The 17,169-nt window shown below is 67.3% G+C and carries 14 protein-coding genes; 11 read left to right on the top strand and 3 right to left on the bottom strand.

All coding sequences use genetic code 11. The annotated features are described in order from the left end of the window. Positions 1-22 precede the first annotated feature (22 nt). The 6 genes from RIN18_RS09130 to iolD are packed head-to-tail and all read left to right on the top strand — an operon-like array spanning position 23 to position 9,046. Positions 23-2,713 (top strand): hypothetical protein, encoded by a 2,691-nt coding sequence (locus tag RIN18_RS09130; protein ID WP_309103655.1) that lies wholly within the window; start codon positions 23-25, stop codon positions 2,711-2,713. A 59-nt stretch (positions 2,714-2,772) separates the two neighbouring features. Further along, entirely contained in the window at positions 2,773-3,729 is a 957-nt protein-coding gene (iolC, locus tag RIN18_RS09125; protein ID WP_309103654.1) for a 5-dehydro-2-deoxygluconokinase, read from the top strand. Position 3,730: 1 nt separating this feature from the next. Beyond that, positions 3,731-4,660, top strand: a complete 930-nt coding sequence (locus tag RIN18_RS09120; RefSeq protein ID WP_309103653.1) for a deoxyribose-phosphate aldolase — start codon at positions 3,731-3,733, stop codon at positions 4,658-4,660. Next, positions 4,657-6,180: a CoA-acylating methylmalonate-semialdehyde dehydrogenase gene (locus tag RIN18_RS09115; protein ID WP_309103652.1), complete on the top strand. Its 1,524-nt coding sequence runs from the start codon at positions 4,657-4,659 to the stop codon at positions 6,178-6,180. The genes RIN18_RS09120 and RIN18_RS09115 overlap by 4 nt, the downstream gene beginning before the upstream one ends. 26 nt (positions 6,181-6,206) lie before the next feature. Continuing rightward, positions 6,207-7,136, top strand: coding sequence for a 5-deoxy-glucuronate isomerase (gene iolB, locus RIN18_RS09110; protein ID WP_309103651.1), 930 nt, complete (start codon positions 6,207-6,209; stop codon positions 7,134-7,136). Further along, the gene (gene iolD, locus RIN18_RS09105; protein ID WP_309103650.1) at positions 7,133-9,046 is read left to right on the top strand and encodes a 3D-(3,5/4)-trihydroxycyclohexane-1,2-dione acylhydrolase (decyclizing); all 1,914 of its coding nucleotides are present in this window, start codon (positions 7,133-7,135) and stop codon (positions 9,044-9,046) included. The genes iolB and iolD overlap by 4 nt, the downstream gene beginning before the upstream one ends. Positions 9,047-9,060: 14 nt before the next feature. Here iolD and RIN18_RS09100 read toward each other — a convergent pair whose 3' ends face one another. Beyond that, complete coding sequence (locus tag RIN18_RS09100) at positions 9,061-10,395, bottom strand: 6-phospho-beta-glucosidase (RefSeq protein WP_309103649.1); 1,335 nt, start codon at positions 10,393-10,395, stop codon at positions 9,061-9,063. After that, positions 10,392-11,141 (bottom strand): DeoR/GlpR family DNA-binding transcription regulator, encoded by a 750-nt coding sequence (locus tag RIN18_RS09095; protein ID WP_309103648.1) that lies wholly within the window; start codon positions 11,139-11,141, stop codon positions 10,392-10,394. Before RIN18_RS09095 ends, RIN18_RS09100 begins: the two co-directional genes overlap by 4 nt. A 106-nt stretch (positions 11,142-11,247) precedes the next feature. Here RIN18_RS09095 and RIN18_RS09090 point away from each other — a divergent pair, with 106 nt between their 5' ends. From RIN18_RS09090 to rlmN, 5 genes are all read left to right on the top strand, one after another. Further along, complete coding sequence (locus tag RIN18_RS09090; RefSeq protein WP_309103647.1) at positions 11,248-12,315, top strand: PfkB family carbohydrate kinase; 1,068 nt, start codon at positions 11,248-11,250, stop codon at positions 12,313-12,315. Positions 12,316-12,337: 22 nt separating this feature from the next. Further along, complete coding sequence (locus RIN18_RS09085; protein WP_309103646.1) at positions 12,338-13,681, top strand: extracellular solute-binding protein; 1,344 nt, start codon at positions 12,338-12,340, stop codon at positions 13,679-13,681. Continuing rightward, positions 13,674-14,582, top strand: a complete 909-nt coding sequence (locus tag RIN18_RS09080; protein WP_309103645.1) for a sugar ABC transporter permease — start codon at positions 13,674-13,676, stop codon at positions 14,580-14,582. Before RIN18_RS09085 ends, RIN18_RS09080 begins: the two co-directional genes overlap by 8 nt. Next, positions 14,579-15,397, top strand: a complete 819-nt coding sequence (locus RIN18_RS09075) for a carbohydrate ABC transporter permease (protein ID WP_309103644.1) — start codon at positions 14,579-14,581, stop codon at positions 15,395-15,397. Before RIN18_RS09080 ends, RIN18_RS09075 begins: the two co-directional genes overlap by 4 nt. Positions 15,398-15,486: 89 nt before the next feature. Continuing rightward, positions 15,487-16,782: a 23S rRNA (adenine(2503)-C(2))-methyltransferase RlmN gene (gene rlmN, locus RIN18_RS09070; RefSeq protein WP_309103643.1), complete on the top strand. Its 1,296-nt coding sequence runs from the start codon at positions 15,487-15,489 to the stop codon at positions 16,780-16,782. Between the two features lie 48 nt (positions 16,783-16,830). On the opposite strand, the gene RIN18_RS09065 is transcribed toward rlmN, so the two are convergent. Further along, positions 16,831-17,070: a hypothetical protein gene (locus RIN18_RS09065; protein WP_309103642.1), complete on the bottom strand. Its 240-nt coding sequence runs from the start codon at positions 17,068-17,070 to the stop codon at positions 16,831-16,833. Positions 17,071-17,169: the final 99 nt, after the last annotated feature.

Raw genomic sequence — 17,169 nt, 5'->3', positions numbered from 1 at the left:
CGAGATACAGGAGTCCCCGCACGTGAGCACCGAGATCGTCGTCGTTCCCCACACCCATTGGGACCGCGAGTGGTACGAGCCGCATGATGTCTTCCGGCTGCGGCTGGTGCACATGCTGGATCGGCTGATCGAGACTCTCGAGTCCCATCCCGCGTATCGGTTCACGCTCGACGGACAGGCGGCGGCGATCGAGGACTATCTCGAGATGCGCCAGGAGAATCGCGATCGCGTCGTCGCGCTCGTCGAGCGGGGACAGCTCAGCATCGGGCCCTTCCTCATCCTGCTCGACGAGTTCGGATGCGACGGGGAAACCATCATCCGCAACCTCGAACTCGGGCGAGCGGCGAGCGCGCAGCTCGGGCGGATCATGCCGGTCGGGTACCTCCCGGACATGTTCGGGCATGCGGCGCAGATGCCACAGATCCTGGCCGGTTTCGGCATCCGCCACAGCGCCCTCTGGCGCGGCGTCCCGGCCGACGTGTCCACGCACGCCTTCGCCTGGGTCGCGCCCAACGGCGATGCCGTCCGGTGCGAGTATCTGTTCGACGGGTACGGCAACGGACTCGACATGTTCGCGCTGCCGGGCCAGCTGCCGCACCTCGCGCCGGACTACGCATCCCGTAGCGAGTCCTGGTATCAGGGAGATCCTGTGCTCGCGATGCTCGGCACCGATCACTCCGCTCCGCCGGAGGACCTCGTCGACGTCGTGACCGCCTACGGCTCGGCGGCACAAGGTCCCCTTCTGTCGATCGCGACACTGGATGAGCACCTCTCGCGGTATGCGACCGACGACAGGACCCTCGCCGCCCTTCCGCAGGTGCACGGAGAGATGCGCTCGCACGCACGCGGGAACCTGCTTCCTGGCGTGTTCTCCATCCGCACCAACCTCAAGCGTGAGATGGCGCGATCGGAGCAGGCGCTGACGGTGGCGGAGCGGCTCGACCTGGTCTACGGCACGCGGGATCACCGGGCCTTTTTCGACACGGCGTGGTACCGGCTCGTCGAGAGCACGGCCCACGATTCGGTGACCGGCTGCGGCGTCGATGCGACGGCTGAACAGGTCGGTACTCGCATCCACACCGCCGGGCACATCGCGCGCGGCGTCATCGACAGTGTGCTCCGTGATCTCTCGGTGGCAGTGTCGCCTGAACAACACGTGGTGTTCAACCCCTCCGGCTTCGCGCGTCGGGCGCAGGTGGAAGTGACCCTGCATGACGTCGACGCCGAGGCGCTCTCGCCGGGCGTGCAACTGCTCGACCCGATGCCGACCGTCCTCGGCGACGAGCAGATGTCCACAGCGGATCTGCCAAGACTCCTGCGTCGTATCCACGGGCGCGAGCTGTTCGGTCAGCAGATCAACGGGTACGAATGGGGCGAGCGGTCGCTGCGCTTCCGGGTGGCGGAGAGCCCCGTGGGGGTCTGGGATCTCACTGCGTTCGTCGCAGAGCTGGAGGAGCGGGTTGCGGCGGATGCCACCGGAGACATGATCTGGCGTGTGGAGACCATCGCTGACCCCCGCCGAGGTGCGCTCCTCGCAGTCGACGTCGCGGGGCTCGCCGCGACCGCGGTCGGCAAGGCCGATGCGCCGGCACCCGTCGACCCGATTCAGGTCCACGACCGTACGCTGTTCAACGCCGCTCTCACGGCGACGGTGAACGAAGATGGGACGGTACGGATCAGTGGTGCGGACGGCTCGTCCATCGACGGTGCCCTCGCCCTGATCGATGAGGGCGACTGCGGCGACTCCTACAACTACGGACCCGTCGATGCGGCGTCCGCGATCACGGCTCCGTCTGCGGTCGAGATCTCCGTCCTGGAGCGCGGACCGCTCCGCGGTCGTATCCGCATCCGCCGGGTCTATGACCTGCCCGAGCGACTCGACGGCGATCGTCGCCGTAGCCCGGCGACGGTGCCACTGGTGACCGAGACGACGATCGAGCTTCGCGAGGGCGAACGCTTCCTTCGGGTTGCGATCGACTACGTCAACACCGCTGCCGATCACCGGTTGCGAGTGCTGGTGCCCACCGGCGGTACCGACCTCGAGTTCTCTCAGAGCGCGGGGCAATACGGCACGACGGTGCGTGGCCGCGAAGCCGAGGGAGGATGGGGCGAGTTCCCCCTTCCGACCTATCCCGCCTACCGCTTCGCCTGCGCAGGCTCGACCGCCGTCCTGGTCCAGAAACTGTCAGAGTACGAGGTCGTCTCGACCGCAGGCGCGCCCGACGCTCTCGCGGTGACGCTCTCGCGCTCGGTGGGCATGATGAGCGTGAACGTCCATCCGCTGCGCGACGAACCCGCAGGGTCTGAGGTCCCGGTACCGGGCGCCCAATACCTGGGCGTCGCGGTGCACACGGACCTCGCGATCATGGTCGGCGCGGACGATGCGGCCGTCGTCCGAAGTGCTGATCTGTTCCGGCACGATCCGCTCGTGATGCGGGGGACGGGTGGCGCCTTCGGGACGCTGCCGCAGCCGACGCTGTCTTTTGACCTCACCGGCGACACCGTTCTGGAGTCGGCGCGGCGCGTCGCCTCTGAGGCGGAGTTGCGATTCGTCAACTACCTGGAGGATGAGCGCGACCTCCGGCTCGTGTCTGCCGGAGAGTGGAACCGTGTCGACCTCACCGGGCAGGTCCTGGAGCGCGGGGTGCGCACGGGGGACGCCTCGCTGGCGGGCGGGGACATCCTCACCCTCCGACGCACGATGGATGTGTAGACGAGGTTGTATCACAAAGTGCTAATGTCAATACATATAGGAAAGCGAGAGGAGGGTCCATGAGCGGTGATCGAACCCTGCCCGAGATCCTGACCATCGGTCGCCTGGGCGTCGACCTCTACCCGCTGCAGGACGGGGTGGGCCTCGGAGAAGTCAGCAGCTTCGGGAAATTCCTCGGCGGAAGTGCCGCCAACGTCGCGGTCGCCGCAGCACGGTATGGGCACCCGACAGCGTTGCTCTCGCGCGTGGGAGACGACCCGCTCGGTGAATATCTGCAGGCCGAGCTCGAGAGGCTCGGGGTGCAGAACCGCTTCGTGGCGACGGATCCAACCTTCAAGACCCCCATCACGTTCTGCGAGATCTTCCCGCCGGACCACTTCCCGCTGTACTTCTATCGCGAGCCCTCCGCGCCCGACCTGCAGATCCGCCCGGGAGACGTCGACGAGGACGTCGTCCGCGATGCGTCGCTGGTGTGGTTCACGGCGACGGGTCTGAGTGAGGCCCCCAGCAGGCAGACGCATCTCGAGCTTCTCGCGTCCCGCGAGCGACGTGCGCACACGGTGTTCGATTTGGACTACCGGCCCATGTTCTGGAAGTCGCCGGAGGATGCACGCGCCCAGGTCCAGCGAGCCCTCGCGTTCGCCACTGTCGCCGTGGGCAATCTCGAGGAGTGCGAAGTGGCGGTCGGAGAGACCGATCCGCACCGCGCCGCGGCCGCACTGATCGAACGCGGGATCGAGCTGGCGATCGTCAAGCAGGGACCCCGCGGAGTGCTCGCCAAGACGCGGTCCGGTGAGGTGGAGATCGCCGCGACGCCCGTCGAGGTCGTCAACGGGCTCGGTGCGGGCGACGCGTTCGGTGGTGCTCTGTGCCACGGACTGCTGGAGGGATGGGAACTCCAGAAGACTCTCGCATATGCGAACGCGGCCGGCGGCATCGTCGCGGGTCGCCGGGAATGCTCCACGGCGATGCCCACGGAACGCGAGGTCGCGGAGGTCGTGAACGGAGATGCATGACATGAACGCTCTGACCGAGGACGACTTCCGCCGACTGCGGACGGTTCGCGCGGAGTCGCCGCGCACGATCCGTGATGCCCTCGCCGGCAGGCGCCGCCGCGAGATCATCCGCGGAGATGGCCGGCTGTTCATCATCGCGGCCGACCACCCCGCCAGAGGGGCCTTGGCCGTGGGCGGGTCGCCGTATGCGATGGCAGACCGCTATGTGCTGCTGGATCGATTGGCGACCGCGCTGCGCCATCCGGGTGTGGATGGAGTGCTCGGCACGCCCGACATCATCGATGACCTCGCCGTCCTCGGCCTGCTCGACGACAAGATCGTCGTCGGCTCGATGAACCGTGGCGGCCTCCGCGGAGCGTCGTTCGAGATGGACGACCGATACACCGGGTATGACGTGCCGGGGCTGGGAGACTCCGGCATCGACTTCGCCAAGGCCCTCGTACGGATCAACCTCGAAGATGAGGCGACGGCGCCGACACTCGCCTCGACGGCGCAAGCGGTGACGGCAGCAGCCCGTGCAGAGCTGCCGATCATGTTGGAGCCCTTCCTCAGCAGGCGCGTCGACGGCCGCATCGTCAACGACCTGTCCCCGGAAGCGGTGATGCTGTCGATCGCGATCGCCAGTGGTCTCGGTACGAGCAGCGCTCGCACGTGGCTGAAGCTGCCGGTCGTCGACGAGATGGAACGCGTGCTCGCCGCCACGACGCTGCCGGTGCTGTTGCTGGGCGGCGATGCGGGCGCGGATCCCGATGACACCTTCTCCTCCTGGGAGGATGCGCTGTCGCTCCCCGGCGTCCGAGGCCTCACGGTCGGCCGGACGCTACTGTACTCCTCCGACATCGACGTGGCGTCCGCCATCGATGTCGCTGCGTCCCTGGTGCATCCGGGATCGCTCGACGGACCATCCTCGCATCCGGAAGGACAGTCATGATCAACGCCACCGACGTCCCCACGGTCGGCCACTGGATCGACGGCATCGCCCGAGCATCCGCCGGTGGTCGCACCGCACCCGTCTTCAACCCGGCGACGGGCCGGATCACCGCGCGCGTCGCGCTGGCCGAGGGCACCGACATCGAGGCCGCGATCGCCTCGGCTCAGCGCGGGTTCCTGCAGTGGAGTGGCTACTCCATGGCCAAGCGCCAGAACGTGCTCTTCGCGTTCCGCGAGCTGTTGAATGCCCGCAAGGCGGAGCTTGCGGCGATCATCACGGCAGAGCACGGCAAGGTGCTCTCGGACGCGATGGGTGAGATCCTGCGCGGGCAGGAGGTCGTGGAACTGGCCACGGGATTTCCGCACCTCGTCAAGGGCGCGTACTCCGAGAACGTCTCCACCGGAGTGGACGTCTATTCACTCAAGCAGCCGCTCGGTGTCGTCGGCATCATCTCCCCGTTCAACTTCCCGGCGATGGTCCCGATGTGGTTCTTCCCCATCGCGATCGCTGCAGGAAACGCCGTCATCCTCAAGCCCAGCGAGAAGGACCCCTCAGCCGCGCTCTGGCTCGCCCGCCTCTGGGCAGAGGCCGGTCTTCCGGATGGGGTGTTCACGGTGCTGCAGGGGGACAAGCAGGCGGTGGACGGACTGCTGGAGAGTCCTGCGGTGAAGTCGATCTCGTTCGTGGGGTCGACTCCCATCGCCCAGTACATCTACGAGACGGCGGCCCGCAACGGCAAGCGCGTGCAGGCGCTGGGCGGCGCGAAGAACCACATGCTGGTGCTGCCGGATGCCGATCTCGACCTCGCCGCCGATCAGGCGGTCAACGCGGGCTACGGTGCGGCCGGTGAGCGCTGCATGGCCGTGTCGGTGATTCTCGCGGTCGAGCCGGTGGCCGACGAACTGATCGCGCGGATCGCCACGCGTATCGGAGATCTGCGCCTCGGGGACGGAGCGGGCGGAGCCGAGGGCGAACCCGACATGGGGCCGCTCATCACCGCCGAGCACCGCGACAGAGTGTCGTCGTACGTCGACATCGCCGAACAGGACGGCGCACGGATCGTCGTCGACGGCCGCAACAGAGCGGTCGAAGGGCAGGAGGGCGGATTCTGGTTCGGCCCGACCCTGATCGACGATCTCCCCACGACGTCGCGGGCGTACCAGGAGGAGATCTTCGGACCGGTGCTCCAGGTGGTGCGTATCAGCTCCTTCCAGGAGGGAGTGGACCTGATCAACTCGGGTCGTTTCGGCAACGGCACTGCGATCTTCACCAACGACGGCGGGGCAGCCCGCCGGTTCCAGCACGAGGTGGAGGTGGGGATGATCGGGATCAACGTGCCGATCCCGGTTCCGGTGGCTTACCATTCCTTCGGTGGCTGGAAGGCGTCTCTGTTCGGCGACGCCAAGGCCTACGGCGTGCACGGCTTCGATTTCTTCACCCGCGAGAAGGCCGTCACGAGCCGATGGCTCGACCCCGCGACGCACGGCGGGATCGACCTCGGCTTCCCGCAGAACAGCTGACGACCGAGTCTGACGAGGAGCCCACAATGAGCGCAGACCCATCGCGCTGGTTCCATCGCCGCGGCACCCTTGCCCACGACGGCTGGGAGACGGTCGTCGACGGATCCACCCCCGGCTGGCAGCACACCGGCCTGCGGATCGGCGTGCTGGAGAAGGGGGCGACGCTCGCTCTGCCCGAGGCGGGCATGGAGCGGATCATCATTCCTCTCAGTGGTTCCTTCTCGGCGAGCTACACCGAGAACGGCAGGAGTTCGCAGGTTCTCCTTGCCGGACGGGCATCCGTCTTCGACGGACCCACCGACGTGCTCTACCTCTCTGCGGTCGCGACAGCCGTGATCAGCGGTGACGGCCGAGTGGCGGTGGCGACATCGCCGACGTCCGCCGTGCACCCCACGCGACACATCTCGGCAGCCGAGACACCGATCGAGCTGCGCGGAACCGGTGCCTCCAGCCGGCAGGTGCACAACTTCGGCACTCCCGAGTCGCTGGATGCGGCGCGGCTCATCGTGTGCGAGGTGATCACGCCGGCAGAGAACTGGTCGTCGTACCCGCCTCACAAGCATGACCAGCACGTGCCCGGCCAGGAGTCGCGACTGGAGGAGATCTACTACTTCGAGGCGGCGCCGGCCCGTGACGGGGGGCGAGCGGATGCCGACGATGCCGCGTTCGGGCTTTTCTCGACCTACGGATCCCCCGCCGGCGAGATCGAGATCAATGCGATGGTCCGAACCGGCGACGTCGCGCTCGTCCCCTTCGGATTCCACGGTCCCGCCGTCGCGGCGCCAGGATACGACCTCTACTACCTGAACGTCATGGCCGGCCCGGATCCCCACCGGCGCTGGCTGATCACCGACGACCCGGCGCACGCATGGGTGCGCGACAGCTGGGCCGGGCAGGAGCTGGACTCACGGCTTCCCTATCGCCCGATCCCTCAGAGCACGGAGAGAGCGCAATGAACCAGACGAAGAGGATGACGGTCGCGCAGGCGCTGGTCGAGTTCCTGGCCAGACAGTGGACGGTCGACGGTGACATCCGCGAGCGCACGATCCCCGGGATGTTCGGAATCTTCGGCCATGGCAATGTGGCAGGTCTCGGACAGGCATTGCATCAGTCCAACCTCGAGCAACCCGACCTCATGCCGTACCACCAGGCCCGCAACGAGCAGGCGATGGTCCACCAGTCGGTGGGTTTTGCTCGCATGCGGCGCCGCAGGGCCACGTTCGCCAGTGCGGCGTCCGTGGGTCCGGGCGCCACGAACATGCTCACCGGTGCGGCGCTGGCGACCACCAACCGCCTGCCGGCCCTGCTGCTTCCCAGCGACACCTTCGCCACCCGTGTCGCCGACCCCGTTCTCCAGCAGCTGGAGCGACCGCACGACGTCGGGCTCACGGTGAACGATGCATTCCGGCCGCTGTCGGTGTTCTTCGACCGGGTGCAGCGCCCCGAGCAGCTCTTCTCGATCGCGCTGGCCGCCATGCGCGTGCTCACCGACCCTTCCGAGACGGGAGCCGTGACGATCGCCCTGCCCGAGGATGTTCAGGCGGAGGCGCTGGATGTGCCGCTCGAGTTCCTGCAGGAGCGCGAATGGCACATCCGCCGACCGCTGCCCGAACGTGGGCCGTTGGAGCGCGCCGTCGCCGCGATCCGCGAGGCTCGCCGGCCGATCATCGTCGCCGGCGGCGGCGTGATCTATTCCGGAGCCGAGCACGCGCTGCGAGCCTTCGCGGAAGCGACCGGCATCCCTGTGGCGACGACACAGGCCGGCGGTGGCGCCCTGGCGTGGGACCATCCGCAGAACCTCGGCGGGATCGGTGCCACCGGGTCCACGGCGGCGAATCGCCTCGCGGCCGAGTCCGACGTGGTGATCGGCATCGGAACCAGATACAGCGACTTCACCACAGCATCCCGTACCGCCTTCCGGGACCCGGACGCACGCTTCGTCAACGTCAACGTCGCCGCGTTCGACGCCTACAAACACGGCACGCAACTGCCGCTGGTCGCCGACGCGAGGGAAGCGCTGACCGCACTGGCCGGTGAGCTTCACGGCGTCCGCGTATCGACGGAGTGGGCCGGGCGGATCGCGGGGGAGAAGTCCGAGTGGGACGCGGCGGTGGATGCCGCGCTGGCGTCGACGGGCCGAGAGCTGCCAGGCCAGCCGGAGATCATCGGCGCGGTTCGCGCGGCCGTCGCCGACGAGGACGTCATCGTGCAAGCCGCCGGTTCCCTCCCCGGCGATCTCCACAAGCTCTGGCGCGTACGCGACCCGCTCGGCTACCACGTCGAGTACGCGTACTCCTGCATGGGATATGAGATCGCGGGCGGACTCGGCGTGAAACGCGGCCTGGAGGCGTCAGGGGACGACCGCGACGTGGTCGTCATGGTGGGCGACGGCTCCTATCTGATGCTCAGTTCGGAGCTCGCGTCCGCTGTCGCCGAGCGCCTCAAGGTCATCGTCATCCTGATCCAGAATCATGGCTTCGCCTCGATCGGTCACCTCTCCGAGACGGTGGGGACGGCACGCTTCGGCACGAAGTACCGCAGCTACGATCACGAGGCGCGCAACTTCCAGAGCGGCGACATCCTCCCCGTGGATCTCGCCATGAACGCACGCAGCTACGGCATCGACGTCATCGAGATCGCTCGCGGAGCCTCCGCGATCGACGATCTCCGCGACGCTGTGGCCACGGCCAAGGCCTCGGACCGAGCCACCGTGATCCACATCGACAGCGACCCGACGATCTACGCTCCGGACGGCGAGGGCTGGTGGGACGTCCCGGTCGCAGAGCTCAGTGCAACCGAGACCGCGCAGAGCGCGAGGGCGCGGTACGTGCAGGACCGCGGGGCGCAGCGTCCGCTGCTGGGCTGAGTACCCGCGCGGAGTCAGCTCAGCAGCTCACCCAGCGACGCGAACCGCGAGCGATATCCGTCGACGAGCTTCCGGCCGACCGTCACCGAGTCGACGAGCGGATGAGCGGCGAACGCTCGCCATGCCAGCTCGCGGGAACCCAGGGTGGCCGCTTCGATGACCAGCTGCTCGGCCGACTTCACCGCGGTCATCAGACCGAGCATGTCGCCCGAGACCGGAGCCACTCGCCACGGTCGCACACCGTCGGAGTCCACCACGCAGCCCACCTCGACGACCGAGTCTTCCGGCAGTTGCGGGACGAGGCCGCCGTTTCGGACGTTCAGGATCATGGTGGCGGGGCGGCCGGTCGCGATGGCCGCCATCAGGTCCAGCGCCACCTGCTGGTATCCGCCGGAATCGACGTCCTCGTCATGTCGAGACTCGCCCTCCCCGCGGGATTCGGCCATGTATGTCGATTCCCGCGCGTGGCGGACGCTCTGCCACTCGTGCAGCGGGTCAGCTGGGCGAGAGGCGAAGAACGCCGACTGCTGAGCGTCCAGGTACTCGCCGCGCGTGGCATCGGCCGCACGGATCGCCGCGGTCGCCTCCCGCGTGAAGTAGTAGTAGTACAGGTATTCGTTCGGCAGTGCTCCGAGCGCGCGCACCCAATCGAACCCCATCAGGCGCGCCTCCTCGATGGACTCCAGCGCCCGATCCGAAGACAGCAGGCCGGGCAGCCGGTCCTGCCCGTCCACGGTGACGGCGCGCAGCCAGCCCAGGTGGTTCAATCCGACATAGTCGAACGAGACCTCACTCTGCGTCGTCGCGGCGCCCGTCGCCGCAACGGCGCGGCGCATCAGTCCGATGGGGGTGTCGCAGATCCCGACCACACGGTCGCCGAGAATCGCGCGCATCGCCTCGGTGACGATGCCTGCCGGGTTCGTGAAATTGATGACCCATGCGTCAGGAGCCACGTCGCGAATCGTCCTGGCGAGCTCGACCATGAACGGAACCGTGCGCAGCGCATAGGCGAGTCCGCCCGGGCCGACCGTCTCCTGCCCGAGCACACCGAGATCCAGGGCCGTTCGTTCGTCGACGATCCGCCCCTTCGTGCCGCCCACCCGCACGGCCGAGAAGACGAAGTCCGCACCGCGCATCGCTTCGGTGACGTCGGTGGTGGTCGTGACCAGAGGAGCGTGCGGATACGAGACGGAAAGCCGGTCGATCACCGCGCCGATGACGGCCAGGCGTTCGGGGGAGACGTCGTACAGGCAGAGCTCGTCGATTCTCGTCGGTGCGCCCTCGGCCGCGACGGCTTCGAACACCTGAGGCACCCGGAAACCGCCACCGCCGACGATCGTGAGCTTCATGCGAAGATCACCTCGACGTCGTTGTCCTGCATGGATCGCACCGTCTCGGATGCCCGGTCGGCGTCGGTGATGAGCGTGTCGACGGACTCGGCGCCGCAGACGCTGAGCAACCCGACGCCCGGCAGCTTCGTCGCATCCGCGAGGACGACGACGCGCTGAGAGGATTCGATCATCGCGCGTTTCACAGGCACCTCCATGCCGGTGGTGTCCATGATCGTTCCATCGGAGCGGATGCCGCTGGTGCCGAGAAAGCAGATGGTCGCACGGATCTGCGCCAGCGCCTGCTCGGTGAGAACGCCGACCATGGAGTTGTAGTTCTTGCGGACGGCGCCGCCGAGGATGATGAGCTCGACGGCGTCGTCGTCTCGCAGCTGGTCGACCGCTGCGAGACTCGAGGTCACCACAGTGATGCGTCGGCCACGAAGCGCGCGCGCCAGCAGAGACGTCGTCGTGCCGATGTCGAGCAGGACGATGTCGCCATCGCGCACCAGGCCGGCCGCGGTCGCCGCGATGCGCGACTTCTCCTCCGCCTGCTGATGCTGCACATCGGCGAAGGGAACCCGATCCGATTCGATACTGCCCCCACCACGGACTCTGCGCAGGAGTCCCTCCGAGCTGAGCGCGTTCAGGTCGCGCCGGATGGTCGAGGCGGACACGCCGAACTGATCGGCGAGCTCCTCCACAGTCACCTGCCCGTCGGTGCGCAGCGAATTCAGGATGCGAGCCTGACGTGTGGTCGTGAGCATGCGGCCGAGCATATCAGTCACTATCGAGCATCAGTATGCATCAGTGCGCATTTGCGAGTATGGTCTAACAAACCTGGAATCGATGTGGATGAGAAGGAGCGGGCAGGTGACCGAATACGAGTGGGACGTGGCTCTCGCGGGGCCGGTCTTCCTTGACTACGGCTTCGCCGAACTGGATTCGAGTCCCCACAACGGCACCGAGGTCTTCGCGGATGTCGTCGGCATCAGTCCGGGCGGGATCGCGAACCTCGCCGTGGCTTCGGCACGTCTGGGTCTGCGCACCTCGATGGCCGCCCCCTTCGGGTCGGACGCCTTCGGTGACTGGTGCTGGACGGTGCTGTGTGACCAGGAGGGCATCGATCTGTCATCGTCGCGGCGCATCGTCGGGATGCCGACGCCGATGACCGTCGCGTTGTCTTCTGCCGGGGATCGAAGCATGATCACCTACGCCCCTGGCGTCTCGGCTGCAGCGCGCAGCATCCATGCCGCGACGTCTGCGCGCGTCATCATCGCGGACCTGAAGAGCCTCGACGCTGCTCATGATTCCTGGTGGCGACGAGCCGCCGACGACGGAACCCGCATCTTCGCGGACATCGGGTGGGACTCCTCCGAGCGCTGGCTCGGCGCCGACCTCGCTCCGCTGGACGCCTGCTACGCGTTCACTCCCAACGAGCGAGAGGCGATGGCGTACACGCGCGCCGCGGATCCCGTCGGCGCAGCGCGAGCCCTCGCCGAACGCGTGCCGCTCGTGGTCGTGACACGCGGAGCCGACGGCGTGGTCGCGATCGACTCGGCCTCGGGCATCGAGGTCATCGTGCCGGCGCTCTCTGTCCCCGTGCTGGATCCGACCGGAGCGGGTGACGTGTTCACCGCAGCGCTCGTCCGCGCGAGCCTTCTGGGGCTGGCGTTGCATGAGCAGGCGGCGTTCGCCGTGCTGGCCAGCGGAATCGCGGTGACGCGCCGCGGCAGCGCACTCTCGGCTCCCGGCTGGGGCGATATCAGCCGCTGGTGGCGAGAGAACCGCGACAGCGGAGACGCCGAGCTCCGCACCCGATACGACTTCCTGGACGGTGTCATCCCTCCCGGGACGCATGCCGAGGTGGCGGGAGCGCCCGACGCCCTGCCCTCCTCCGTACTCCGTGATGTTGAGCGACCAGTTGGATCTCACCCATGAAAGGAACCCGATGAATCGACACATGCGATCCCTGGCGGCCGTCTCCGGTGCCGCCTTGGCTTTGGGGCTTGTGGCATGCGCACCCGGTACCGGTGGCCCGGCGTCTCCTGACGAGCAGAGCACCGACATCAGCACCGACGTCGCGGCCGCAGGCGAGGTCACGCTCACCGTCTGGGACCAGGAGGTCCGTGGGGGACAGAACGAGCAGATGGAGCAGCTCAACGCCGCCTTCGAGGACAAGTATCCCAACGTCACGATCGATCGCGAGTCGCAGGCGTTCGAAGATCTCAACACGACGCTCCGGCTCGCCCTCACCGGCGAGGATGCCCCAGACGTGGTACAGGCCAACAACGGCCGCAACACCATGGGCGCCTTCGTGAAGGCAGGACAACTGCGAGGGCTCGACGACTACGCGGAACTGTACGGATGGAGCGATCGCTTCCCCGACTCGGTCCTGCAGTACTCCACCTACGGCGAAGGTGCGGTCGAGTTCGGGGCCGGGACGATCTACGGCCTGCCGCAGGTGGGGGAGATCGTCGGCGTGTTCTATTCGAAGTCAGCTCTTGCAGACCTCGGAGTCGAGGTCCCCATGAACTGGACGGAGTTCGAGAGCGCGCTGGAGAAGGCGCACAGCGCCGGCCAGAAACCGCTGGTGCTCGGCAACATCGACAAATGGCCCGCCATCCATGTGTTCGGCCCGATCCAGGGTGAGCACGTCGACGCTGACACGATCCGCGATCTCGGCCTCGGCAACGAAGGGGCCGAGTGGACATCGGACGAGAACGCCGCGGCCGCGCAGCAGCTCGCCGACTGGTCAGCGAAGGGGTACTTCAACGACGGGCCCAATGGCTCCGACTACGACGCCGCATGGCAGTCCTTCGGCGACGGGGAGGGTACGTTCCTCATCGGTGGCTCGTGGCTGGCCGCGGACCTGGAGGACGCCATGGGTGACGATGTGGGCTTCTTCGTGCCCGACACCTCCGGGGGGACTCCGGCGACGACGGGGGGAACCGGGCTCCCGTTCGCGATCACCTCGGCGGCGGAGAACACCGATGTCGCGGCGGCCTACATCGACTTCATCACCAGCGATGAGGCGATGTCGATCCTGGCCGAGACCGGCAACATGCCGGTGAACGGCACCGCTGACCTTGCGCCGTCGGAAGGTGTGCAGGCCGACGTGTTCACCGAGTTCGGACGGGTCACCGAGGAAGGCGCCCTGCTCCCCTATCTGGACTATGCGACACCCACGTTCAGCGACACACTCGGCGACGCCCTGCAAGGACTCATCGACGGCAGGCTGACGCCCGACGCCTTCACCGAGGCGCTTCAGGCCGACTATGCGGAGTTCGTCGCATCGAATGGCTGACGCGGTTCTGAACGGCCGGGGGGCTGCCCGGCGCCCCGGCCGTTCACAGCGTCGGTGGGTTCCGTTCGCATACCTGGCACCCGCGCTGGTGCTGTACGCGGCTTTCCTCCTCTTCCCACTCGGACGTGCCGTCCAGTTCTCGTTCTTCGAATGGGACGGCCTGGGGGCATCCACATTCGTCGGTCTCGACAACTACGTCGAGATCGCTCGCAACGGGCAGCTTCGGGAAGCCTTCTGGCATGCGTTGGTGCTCATCATCTTCTTCGCGGTCATCCCGCTCCTGATCGGACTCGTCCTTGCCGCGATCCTGACGCGCTCGAACGTTCGTGGGCTGGGCTTCTTCCGGACGATCATCTTCCTCCCTCAGGTGATCGCCATGGTCGTGGTCGCCGTGACATGGCGCCAGATCTACGCTCCGGACGGGCCGCTCAACCAGTTCCTGCGCGCGATCGGACTCGACGCCCTGACACGGGCGTGGCTCGGTGACTACGTGTGGACGCTGCCCGCGGTCGGACTGATCGGGACATGGGTGTCGACAGGACTCGTCACCGTGCTGCTGATGGCCGGCATGAGCCGGACACCTCGTGAGCTCTACGAGGCCGCGCGCCTGGACGGCGCAGGGGCCGTCCGTGAATTCTTCGCCCTCACGCTGCCTTCGGTCAGGGGCGAGATCACGGTCGCCCTCACGCTGACGATCGTCGCCGCTCTGAAGACCTTCGACCTCGTCTATGTCACGACGCGAGGCGGGCCCGGCAACTCGACCACCGTGCCGAGCTACGAGGTCTACCGGCGCGCGTTCGAACTCGGCGAGGTCGGAGCGGCAGCGGCGGTCGGGATCGTCCTCACCGTGATCGTGTTCGCGATCAATGCGCTCGTCAACGTGATCGGAGAGAAGAAGTGAAGGTCTCTGCGTTCGAGAACGCCGCCAACTACGTCATCCTGCTCGTGTTCGCGGCGATCGTGCTCGGCCCCGTCGGCGTCATGCTCGCAACGGCCTTCGGGCCGCAGAGCGCGACGGCGGAGCGGGAGGGTGGCTGGTTCCATCCCGCGAACTTCGCCGAGGCCTGGGAAGTGGGACGATTCGGCCAGTACATGCTGACCAGCGTCGCGGTGGCGGTGATCGTCGTCGTGGTCGCGGTGACCGTGTCGATCCTCGCCGGCTATGCCCTGGGGACGATGACATTCCGCGGAGCCACGTTCTTCTTCTACCTTTTCCTCCTGGGCATCATGGTGCCGACCGAAGCGTTCATCGTGCCGTTGTTCTTCGACATGAGGATGCTCGGGCTGACCAACACGGTGTGGGGCGTCGCGCTCCCGCAGATCGCGATGTCCATCGCTTTCGGCACCTATTGGATGCGCACCTACTTCCGTACCTCGAGCCGCGCCATGATCGAGGCGGCGCGTCTTGACGGCGCGGGCAGCCTGCGCATCCTGTGGCAGATCCTGGTTCCGATCGGGAGGCCGGCGATCCTCACGCTGGTGCTGCTGACCTTCATGTGGACCTGGAACGAGTTCCTCATCCCGCTGGTGATGTCGCCCAACGGGGCGGTGCGCACGGCGCCCCTCGGTCTGGCCTTCTTCCAGGGGCAGTACACGCAGGGCACGTCGCTCCTCGCGGCCGGTGCGGTGCTGGTGGCACTGCCGGTCGTCGCTCTCTACGTCTTCCTGCAGCGGCACTTCATCAAGGGGATGCTTGAGGGCGCTGTCCGCGAATGACGTCCAGCGCTCACGGCAGAACCACGGTCATCACCGTCGCCCGCGTCGCCCCAGCAGCCTCCCATCCGTCACCGCGTACCCTGGTAGTCATGACTGACACTCCCCGCGCGCGCGAGCCGCGTTCTGCGACGGCATCCGCGTCGCCCGCCGCCTCGCCGGGGAAGATCCGCACCACCGGCGGGCAGCAGGTCAGGCCCAAGACGGAGGGCTGGACCCAGCAGAAGGATGCCGAGGGGCGTCCGCTGCTGCAGTTCGCCAGCCCCAAGCGCGGAAAGCCGCCCGTACATCTCGCCGACCTCACGCCGGCCGAGCGCATCGAGAAGGTTAAGGAGCTCGGACTCCCTGGATTCCGTGCGAAGCAGCTCGCCACCCACTACTTCCGTCACTACACCTCCGACCCGGCTGAGATGACGGACCTTCCCGCCGGTACGCGCGACGAACTCGTCGCCGGCCTCCTGCCGCCACTGCTGACCGAGGTCAGGCGGCTCGAGACCGACCGCGGCGACACCATCAAGTTCCTCTGGCGCCTGCACGACGGCGCCCTCGTTGAGTCCGTGCTGATGCGCTACCCGGGCCGGATCACGCTCTGCGTGTCGAGTCAAGCCGGCTGCGGCATGAACTGCCCGTTCTGCGCGACGGGTCAGGCCGGTCTCACCCGCAACATGTCGACCGCCGAGATCATCGAGCAGATCGTGAGGGCGAACCGCCTGATCGCCGAGGGCGGCCTCGGCGGCAAGAAGGCCGACGACCACAGCATGGAGCGCGTCTCGAACATCGTCTTCATGGGCATGGGCGAGCCGCTCGCGAACTACAAGAGAGTCATGGATGCCGTGCGCAGCATGGTGGCACCGCAGCCGGACGGCCTCGGCATGAGCGCCCGGGGTATCACCGTGTCGACGGTCGGTCTCGTGCCCGCGATCAAGAAGCTCGCCGACGAGAACATCCCCGTGACCTTCGCCCTTTCGCTGCACGCGCCGGACGACCAGCTGCGCGATGAGCTGATCCCGGTGAACTCTCGCTGGAAGGTCGACGAGGCCCTCGACGCCGCACGCGAGTACTACGAGAAGACGGGGCGCCGCGTCTCGATCGAGTACGCGCTCATCAAGGACATGAATGACCACGCCTGGCGGGCGGACCTTCTCGCAGAGAAGCTGAACGCGCGCGGTCGGGGTTGGGTGCACGTCAACCCGATCCCGCTGAACCCGACGCCCGGCTCCATCTGGACCTCGTCCGAGATCCCGGTGCAGAACGAGTTCGTGCGCCGGCTCAACGACGCCGGCATCCCGACGACCCTCCGCGACACCCGCGGCAAGGAGATCGACGGCGCCTGCGGGCAGTTGGTCGCCACGACCGAAGACGAGGCCGCCTCCGCCGCCCTGGCGTGACCGCACGCGACTGTCTGTGACGTCGACGGCCGGCGCGTTCGCGCGCTCTTACGCGGCGTCGGCACGCCGGACCAGGCTGCCGATCGAGAGCGAGCCGAGCGATGGCGTAGCGCGGACGGCGGCGGCGATGGAGCGGGTCAAGGCGACGGTCGACGGCTGACGGGCCCACGAACTGCCGGTCAATGCCGACTCGATGAGGACGAGCGGGTCTCGGAGACTCGCATCGTGCTGGTGCCGGTCGTCACTGACCCACTGCAGCAGGTCGGCAATGGTCCAATCGGGATTCATTGGTGTATGAAACGAGCTTCTTCGTGCGAATGTGATGTTCATTGGACCAGAATCGAGCCTTATGGACGAGCGCTACAGGGCCAATCTTCAGCCAGTGGG

The organism is Microbacterium sp., from assembly GCF_031179285.1.
GTDB lineage: Bacteria > Actinomycetota > Actinomycetes > Actinomycetales > Microbacteriaceae > Microbacterium.
This window is presented reverse-complemented; position numbering and strand designations above follow the sequence as displayed.